The sequence below is a fragment of the Bartonella sp. OC68QHHN genome (assembly GCF_042193875.1).
GTDB lineage: Bacteria > Pseudomonadota > Alphaproteobacteria > Rhizobiales > Rhizobiaceae > Bartonella > Bartonella grahamii_A.
This window is the reverse complement of the sequence record NZ_JBHIME010000049.1, coordinates 1-8851: the sequence shown is the minus strand read 5'-3', so window position 1 is coordinate 8851 and position 8851 is coordinate 1. Positions and strand designations below refer to the sequence as shown.

At 41.0% G+C, this 8851-nt stretch carries 3 protein-coding genes and 2 pseudogenes; 2 read left to right on the top strand and 3 right to left on the bottom strand.

Annotation, left to right across the window (positions count from 1 at the left end; translation table 11 throughout):
- The 3 genes from ACFIJ0_RS06180 to ACFIJ0_RS06170 form a co-directional block, all read right to left on the bottom strand.
- On the bottom strand, positions 1–3828 hold a 3828-nt coding region (locus ACFIJ0_RS06180), incomplete at its 3' end, for a filamentous hemagglutinin N-terminal domain-containing protein (RefSeq protein WP_375644150.1).
- 90 nt (positions 3829–3918) lie between these two features.
- Positions 3919–5679: a ShlB/FhaC/HecB family hemolysin secretion/activation protein gene (locus tag ACFIJ0_RS06175; RefSeq protein ID WP_375644148.1), complete on the bottom strand. Its 1761-nt coding sequence runs from the start codon at positions 5677–5679 to the stop codon at positions 3919–3921.
- The gene (locus tag ACFIJ0_RS06170) at positions 5672–5851 is read right to left on the bottom strand and encodes a hypothetical protein (protein ID WP_375622930.1); all 180 of its coding nucleotides are present in this window, start codon (positions 5849–5851) and stop codon (positions 5672–5674) included. Before ACFIJ0_RS06170 ends, ACFIJ0_RS06175 begins: the two co-directional genes overlap by 8 nt.
- Before the next feature lie 291 nt (positions 5852–6142).
- Between ACFIJ0_RS06170 and ACFIJ0_RS06165 the strand changes: the two are divergent.
- Both ACFIJ0_RS06165 and ACFIJ0_RS06160 read left to right on the top strand, forming a co-directional pair.
- Positions 6143–6687, top strand: a pseudogene (locus ACFIJ0_RS06165) (type ISP restriction/modification enzyme); the annotation flags it as partial.
- Between the two features lie 1618 nt (positions 6688–8305).
- Positions 8306–8851 (top strand): annotated as a pseudogene (locus tag ACFIJ0_RS06160) (hypothetical protein); the annotation flags it as partial.

The following is an 8851-nucleotide window of genomic DNA, read 5'->3' as shown; positions in this document are numbered from 1 at the left end:
TGGTTTGGAGCCGTCAAAATCGGTGTTTTTAACACCAGCCAAACCTTTATCGCCAGAGCTTAAGCCAACTTGCTCAACCCCTTCACGCACCGCATGATTATCAATAGTGCCTGTCAACTTGGCATCAAGCGTTCCCCCAGCTTCAATCGTGCCGTAAACAGCATCATAAGTGCGCGTGGTTGTTTTGGTATCAGTATAATGTCCCTCATCTTTAATGCCTCCCGCATGACACCCTGCATTCCACAGTCTGCATTTCTTCTCCCTGCGATGTGTTTTAGTTACAATCTTGGTTGTTTCAATTAAATCGCGCCCCTCATTGAGCAGCGTATCACCCTGCATCTCAATGTTGCCATTAGCAGCAATTAAACTATAACTATTGCGGATATCACCGGCATGAACCGTGAAATGGCGCCCTGCTAAAATCTGTGCAGCATTATTGGTAAAATGAAGCTGTTGACGGCTAATTGTAGTGTCAACATCTTCCTTTATCTGATGGTGTTTAACATTTGGGATAGGGTTCCATTCTCCTTGCACGTAACTGTGAGAAACCACTTTATCGCTAACTTCAACCCCACCTTCGCGCATGTTGGTAAGCGCTGAGACATCGAAGGTCATATCGCCTGAGACAGCTTCTAAAAGACCCGAGCTGTTGATGACATGACCAGCCCGCTCTCTACTTAAACCACGGATGATGAGATTATCTTCAGCAATGACATCGGCAAACTTATTAATAAAATCCCCATCTAAGGAGAAAATGGCAGATTTCTTGGCATAAATCAGCCCACTATTGCTCAGATCACCGCTCACATTGAGCGCAACCCCATCCCCACTTGAACCAATACTGCCGGCATTGTCGAAAACATCTGCGGTTAAAACAAAAGCACCACCACTTTTGAGTACACCATCTTCACCATTTAAAACCAGAGCAACTTGCCCCAATGACGGATCATGGCTTTCCGCCATAAGCGTAAAGCTGTCACTGGCTAAAAGCTGACCTGAATTGGCTAAAGACCCGAGAGTTGCTTCAAAAACACCGCCCACCATGATACCGGAATTGCTTAAAACATCATGGCTGTTGAGAGTAAGTACTCCGCCTTGCGCTTCCACAAGCCCAGCATTTGTGAGTGTGCCTGCCTTCAGCGTTACATCATAGGCGCCAACCTCACTTGTCTCACCCATTGTCAGTATGCCATCACTGGAAAGCTCCACCCGTTTTTTAGAAACAATGCGCCCCGTTTGGTTCAGATTTGTTTGCGCACGCACAATGATTGCACTATTGCTTTCTATTGTGCCACTATTGCTTAAATCACCGTGGCTGGTCAGTTGAAGGTCACCACGCTCAATCTCTATGTGCCCTGCTTGGATCACACTATCAGCAACAATATTAACTGCCCCTTGCGTAGAAATGAGACCATCAACATTCTCGAAACTGCCCACATCAATGCGCAAACCATCCCGCGCTAAAACATGCGCACCTTCATTATGTGTAGTGTTTTGTTGGTCTGAATTTGTCGTTTCAGCGCTTTTATTGACAAAAGACGTTGCAACAATCTTCATCTCACCGGCTAAAGCACTGAGAAGACCAGCCTCATTATTTATATGACCAGCACGTGTCTCTTTTAGCCCACCAATGCTGAGAGCCTCTTCAGCAATAATTCTGCCCTGTGTGTTGGTCAGATTACCATCACTGAATAGATCCATAGATTTTTTGGCGTAAATCAGCCCGCTATTGCTGACATTCCCTGCCACATTGAGGGCAACATTCTCACCACTAGAGCCAAGCACACCGGCATTGTCTAATTGCCCTGCGATCACAACAAAAACACCACCACTTTGAAGGACTCCTTCGGATGTATTCTTCAGAAAGGCTTGTTGCGGATCGGCGCCTTCTTGTGCGCTTACCATCAAATGCAAATCATCGGTTGCAATAAACGTCCCTTGATTGGTAAATGCACCAATATGGGCATCGACACTCTCACCGCGCATTGTGCCGCTATTGATAACCCCATCACGCACTTGAAGGGTTAATGCTCCCTCTTGGGCTTCCACAGTCCCTGCTTGGGTTAAAGCATCAGCATGCAAAACCACATCATGACTTAAAATCGTGCTCTCTTGACCGGTTGTGAGCAGGCCCCCCGCTGTCATTGCAACCTGCTGCAGACTGACAATATCACCCGTGTGATTGAGGGCTCCATGGGCATCCAGCGTTATCTCCCCATTAGACCAGACAGTGCCTTCTTGGATCAGGGCACCGTGATGCGCATAAAGGTCAATTTTTTGCTCTGCTACTAAGCGCGCGCGTGATGTAAGCTCTGCTGCTTGCACCAAAAGAGAGCCGCCGGCGCTATAATGACCAGCACCTACAGTGAGCACATCATCAGCTTTCAGTACAATATTCCCCTTGGCACCAATATGGTTGTTTAAAGCGCTGATTTGATTGGTTTCAATGGTTAGATCGCCAAGGGAAGAAACCCCTGTTTGATCATTGTCTTGCATGCGGCTTAGATCAATTGTTGCTGCTTGGATCTCTAAAAGATCACCAGCGGCTATCCGCCCATTCCCCGCCTCAAGCTTCGCTGCCTGTAAATGCAAAGAACCGGTCGCTGACTGTTGACCATCACTTCCAATACCGCTTGCTAGAAGAGCATGGGACTGGAGCTTGATCACATCGGCGTGCACATCAACAGCACCGCTTGCCGCAACGCGAGCTTGCTCAGCCAATACAACATGCTTCAAAGCCTTCAGTTCAACTGCTTCTTCTGAAAAAAGCAGATCTTTCACATGCACACTATCGTGGTGGGAGTGAGCTTTCAGTGCACCTTTGGCACGTGCTTTGGCAATCACTAGCTTGCCATCACTCGTCAATCTCATGGCGCCTGCATTGGCAACCATGTCTCCGCGCATCTTAACGCCGGCGCCTTTATCATTGGCAATCACACGGATCTGTCCCGCATACATTCCACCAAACTCACTGGAATCAATCGCCAATTCCGGTTCTTTGCCATCAGAACCAAGAGAAGTTGCTTCGCGCTTGTGATAATCAAAATGATTGTGACCAGCGATAACAGCCAAATCTCCTTTGACCTGTATGGGACCCCCGACACTGATCTTGCGCGAAACAAGATCAAAAATATCTAATGCACTCCCATCAGCCCCACGAGCGCCTATGGTGATATCACCACCCTCAACACGCAACCCACTCAAAGCCCCATCGGCTCCAATGATCGGTTGTCCGGTCGATAAAGTCACCCGTGGCGTATTGATAAATCCACAACCGTTACAGGTAATCCCATTGGGGTTGGCGATAATAACATCCGCCATATGCCCGTGTACTTCGCTCACGCCTTCAAGACGCGAGCGATTGGCACTCACCACTTCATTGAGGATAACCTTTGCTGCACCGCTATAACGCAAATTGCCGTTGCCTGGCACCAATCCCCCAAGCTGTGAACGCGAAACCTCCTCAGTCGAATTGTTCAAAATCACGCCATGGGTATCAACATTGAAATTGTCATATTTGTTATGAGAAAGACCCTGTCCATTGGGGCGAACAATATCAATCAGCGGCACATCATTGCCGGCTTTCCCCACCGTGGGGCGGAAAACAGAACCAACCCCGTCAGCTGCTTTAATCCCTTGGCTTTCTTGTGCAACAGGACTTCGTGCTCCAAGCGCCTGTGCTTGCAACAACAAAGGCTGAAAAGCTAAGCAAAAACTTAAAACAAGTGAAAGCCCCTTATGGATCCCTCGCTGCAAAACACAAAGAACGCGCTGCCCTAGCTTGTATCCATATCCCAATCTATGCTTTTGATTTCTCAATCCCCGCATCTTCGGCTCCTCATAAAATTCTTTATCTCTTAAAAAAAACACCCCAAAGGGATGTAAACAGCGCAGCGATATTTTTACCGCCCCTTTGCTCTAAAATCTCAATAATGCCCGCACTTGAAATAACCCTGTCGCATTCCCCTTTTCTCGCACTGTTGATTGGGTTAAAATATTCGAATAAGACACATCAACATCCGTAATATCTCCGGTTGCATGGAAACCAAGAGTTGCCCCAACGAGGCGCCCGCCAAAACTGTTTTTGCTTACATCATTGGCCACGGACCCCAGATCAAGCGCCATATAAGGGGCAAATTGGCTCATAAATTTACGCCCCATTCTCGAAGAAAACCCTGGCAACAACAACGACAATTCATTGCGCCAAAACGCCCCATTATTGCCGTAATAAATCGCCTCACGCACCCCGCGCACAGAGGAACTCCCACCAAGCGACATTTGCTCTGAACTAAACAACGTGTCGGGTGATAATTGTCCTGAAAACAGTGTATTATAGCGAAAGTTATATTGTTTGAGCGAAAAAGGACGCATATAACCTAAGGAAAAAGATAATTTGGAAAATTGCCCTTTGGGTGAATTTTTTGTTGCATTCTCTTGCTCTTTATCATCATAAGCGCCAAGAATTGCCAACCCTTTATGAAACCCTATATGTGCGCTTAATTCTCCTCCAAGCCACTTGCGCGAATGATCAAGCTCAAAGGTTGCAATAGCCAATTTACGGCTGGAAACATCAACCCGACTGCCCATAATAAAATTATCAGAATATTTCCATGTCAACCGTCCTGTAACCCAGGTCTTTCCCTCTTGATCACGCTCAACAACCCGTGAAATCCATGGTGTAAGCGATAAAGACTTACCCGCAGTCATAATATCGGAAAATATTCCCTTAACACTCGAATGATATTGGCTCCACGTCCCATCAAAACCTGTTGTCCAAGTGCCATAGGGTAAAGAAAATGATCCCGTTAGAGTATCACTATTGGGGCGCTTGTGAGAAAAATGATACGGACCACCATCCATGGAGCGCTGATAGCTCAACGACCATTGATCATTGATCCCTAACAGATCATCAAAAGAAAGGCTCAAGCGCGTTTGATAAAGCCCTGTTGCTTTAGCGCCAAGATTATCACTGGAAAGCGTGATAAGCCAAGGTTTCTGTTTTTCAATATGAACATCGAGTATCGAACCACCCGAATTGCCACCAGCACCAAGATTAATGGTGGCTTGGCGTGAGAAAAGCCGATTGATTTGATCAAGCCCTTGCTCTATCTGGCGCAGATTGGTCGGCTTCCCAATAAGGTTTGGAAAAGCCGTGGTGATTTCTCCCTGCAATTTCCGCTCAACTTTATGCCCATCAAGGGTAATATCTTCCATCACACCTTCAACAACAACAATCTTGAGATGACCGCCGCTTAAATCTTGCTCAGGCAAATAAGCCCGCACCGCAATATAGCCACGCTGCATATAAAGCTTGGTAACGGCTTTGAGCACTTTGTTGATTTCGGCAATCCCCAAACACCGCCCTTCCCAAAAGGAAATGGCTTCATGAAGGTTGGTGTGAGAAATCAACTGAGCACCAACAAATTCAATGCTTTTAATGAGCAAACAGGTTGTACTAGGCGAAGCACCATAGGGAGATGGGGTATCATCATCTGGCAAAAAGACCCCATGGGTTTCGTTTCTACGGTGTAATTGCTGAAAACGTTGTTCTTGCGTTTGTTGTCGTTGGATGCTCTCTGATTGATTAATCGCTTTCTCACGAATGTTTTCGGCAAAACTCGGCAACGAGAAAAGGCACAAAAAAGCCGCAAAAATAAAAGTGAAAAAAAATCTATGCATTCATTGTGCCCTTAAAGTGAGCAACAAAATGAACCACATCATCAGCATCACAGAAAAAATCGCCAACCGCGTAACAATTTTTTAATTTTTTGATGAGAATAATACTTATAACATCTGAGAGAAAAGCACAGACTGTACTGTATACACCTGCTTTATGTGTTGTGCAAACCATATCATTTCCCCCGCTTTTGAAGATTTTACAATGACACTGTTAAATGACAATCATACACTCTTTAATTTTAAGGTGTTGCATGTAATATAATCTTGAGCTTCAAGTAAAGCCTCTTATTCATAGAATATACCAAATTTATTGGAACTGTTACATATTAGAGACAACAAGAAACACTCCATTATTATCGCTTGATAAGAAAAATAGCATGACAATAGTTTATTACTAAAATAAGAAAAAAACGCGATAATAGTACAGACATAGGTTTAAGAAATGCCTCTCTGCTTACTTACTAAAACCATAACAAAAGAAGATATCTTTTATTATTGGTTACGGAATTTTACATTCGGAAGATTACCGTGCCCGTTATGCTGATAACCTCTCTAAAGAGTTGCCTCGCATTCCTTGTGTAAAAAGCGCTGAAGATTTTTGGAAGTTTGTGACAGCAGGGCGTGAACTGGGGCATTTGCACGTGAATTATGAAACTGTAGAGCCTTATCCCGTGACCTTTAAAAAGGGTAATCCAAAACAAACAGAGNAAAGAGAAAGATAAATCAACTGTTATTTATAATAGCAATATCATCATGACAGACATCCCTAAGGAAGCTTATGAGTATATTGTCAATGGTAAATCCGCTCTTGAATGGGTAATGGAACGTCAATGTGTAAAGACTGATAAAAAGAGTGGCATTGTTAATGATGCCAATCGCTATGCTGTTGAAACCATTAGCAACCCTGCTTATCCATTAGAGTTGTTTCAAAGGGTTATTACCGTAAGTTTAGAAACAATGAAAATTGTTAAGAACTTACCAAAATTAGAAATTAGAGAAACCGAATAACTTATAAAGCATGCTCACATAATGAGTGTAATAACCTTACAAGGGGTATAAGATCTTATAACCATAATCTATACCTCTCTTGTTAAATTACTTACATACAATCTTAAAAGGAGTGTTTATATGCGTTATTCTAAAAAGAAAAAACTTGCACTTTTAGATACTCTTATTTGAATTGCTTTAAGACTTTTAAGAAATCCCATCTTAAAGTGAATACGCTTCTTTTACATTGCCTTTAAGAGGTTATACCGTAATCTAAAATGAGTGCTTTATTGTTATCAGAAGCTTTGTTTAAAGAGAGTTATGTATATTCATTTTCTTATATTACTTATAAGTTTTGAAGGTTTCTAAAACCCCCAAAACCCCTACAAAACATAGAGCATTAGTTGAATTTACAGGTTGTATTTTGATATAGATTGTTTTTTTGAAAAATTGATAAAATTAACCACTTGAAATATAATAAACTTTTATTTTGGATAAAAAATAAAATAATACGTATAAGAAGCACCCCCCTAAACCTCCAAAACTCATAACCATAATGGTCTTGATAGCATTTATTATGATTATAATTCCTTTCTTTTGAAAGGCTTTAAAAAATCACATACTCTCATAAGACATGTTTTAATCATTCACTAAATGATCACTTTTGTCGATTCAATGCACTGACACAAACTGACAAATATATATTTACAGTTGTATTTATTTGTTATGGCTGTTTTAATAAGTTGTATTTTGAAAAATAGACAAAACTTAACTTATTGAAATATAATGTTTTTAATTTTCTCTCATTTAAAAAAATGATATAGGTTCTAAAAAGAACTGACAAAAATGACAAAAGTTTATTAAAAGGGATTTTGCTCATCTCTATAATTATCATTCTCTCTTTAGATGTTTTCATAACAGGCAATAAATCATAATTATCCTATTTATCGTTTCTCTTATGAAAATGAAAAATGATGCTATGACTATAAAGAACATAACAGCTATAGAGAATGCGTGAAAAAATCAGGCTTTCATAATCACATGCAAATGAACACATTGGTTATAAAAACAGTCCCTATAAAAAGCTGTTAAGTTGCAAATGTGTTATTAAAAGAAATTAACAGAAATCTTAAAAACCATTTAGTAACAAAATTGATAGGTTATAAAGATAAAAATACGCATGATAAGAAAGTTTCTAAATATTATAAATGTATAGATTCAGAAAATAACGCAATCGTTTCATAAAGCCCATAATATAGATTTAAAAGCATATAAATATAAAAGAAGAAATTGATATGCATAAGATATTATCAACACGCAACGTATTTAAAAAATAATAAAAATATCAAAAAAGATAAAATACTATTTGACAATAAATACGTATTTTGTTATATAAATAATCAAGTGATTAAGAAACACTAAACAGATAGCGAATGGGTTACGATAAACCTAATCCTATTATAAAAACTGACTATCTTTTATGCTTTAATTAGCATATATGATGATTTTGTCGGGTGTCGTTACGCCATACAATACTCTTATGAGAAAAGCGTAACAACGGACTATCTGCCGTGTTTCTTAGCGCCCGGCGCCCCATTAAGGTGTCAATAAGAAACTTTTAAACAGATAGGTTTTAAATATGACAATTATATCAAAAAACACTCCCGTTAATAAACAAGAGCCTGCAAAAAAATACGAATTTATTGATGATTGTGAATATATCGATGGTCATTTCTTAACTCGAATTAGAGCCTTAAGAGATTTTGATGATGTCAAAAAAGGCGATTTAGGCGGGTATATCGAAAAGGAAGATAATCTCTCTCATGAGGGTAATTGCTGGGTGTATAATAAAGCGCGGGTCTTTCAAAATGCACGCGTCTTTGGAAATGCTAAAGTAAAAAGCTTTTTTGTTGATGTTTATGGCAATGCTCAAATTTATGGGAATGCTATTTTTGAAGGATGACATTAAAGGACAATGCAAAGCTGTCTGGTAATGCGCATGCTAACAACGCCGTTGTAATTGAAGGCAATGCTCAAATTTATGATAACGCCCGTGTCACTGATCATGCTCATATTTCCGATAATGCTGTCATTTGTGATGATACTCATGTCGGGGGCAATGCAAAAATAAGTGGCTCTGCTTATATCTGTGATGAATCGCGTGTTTTTGATGATGCCGTTATTT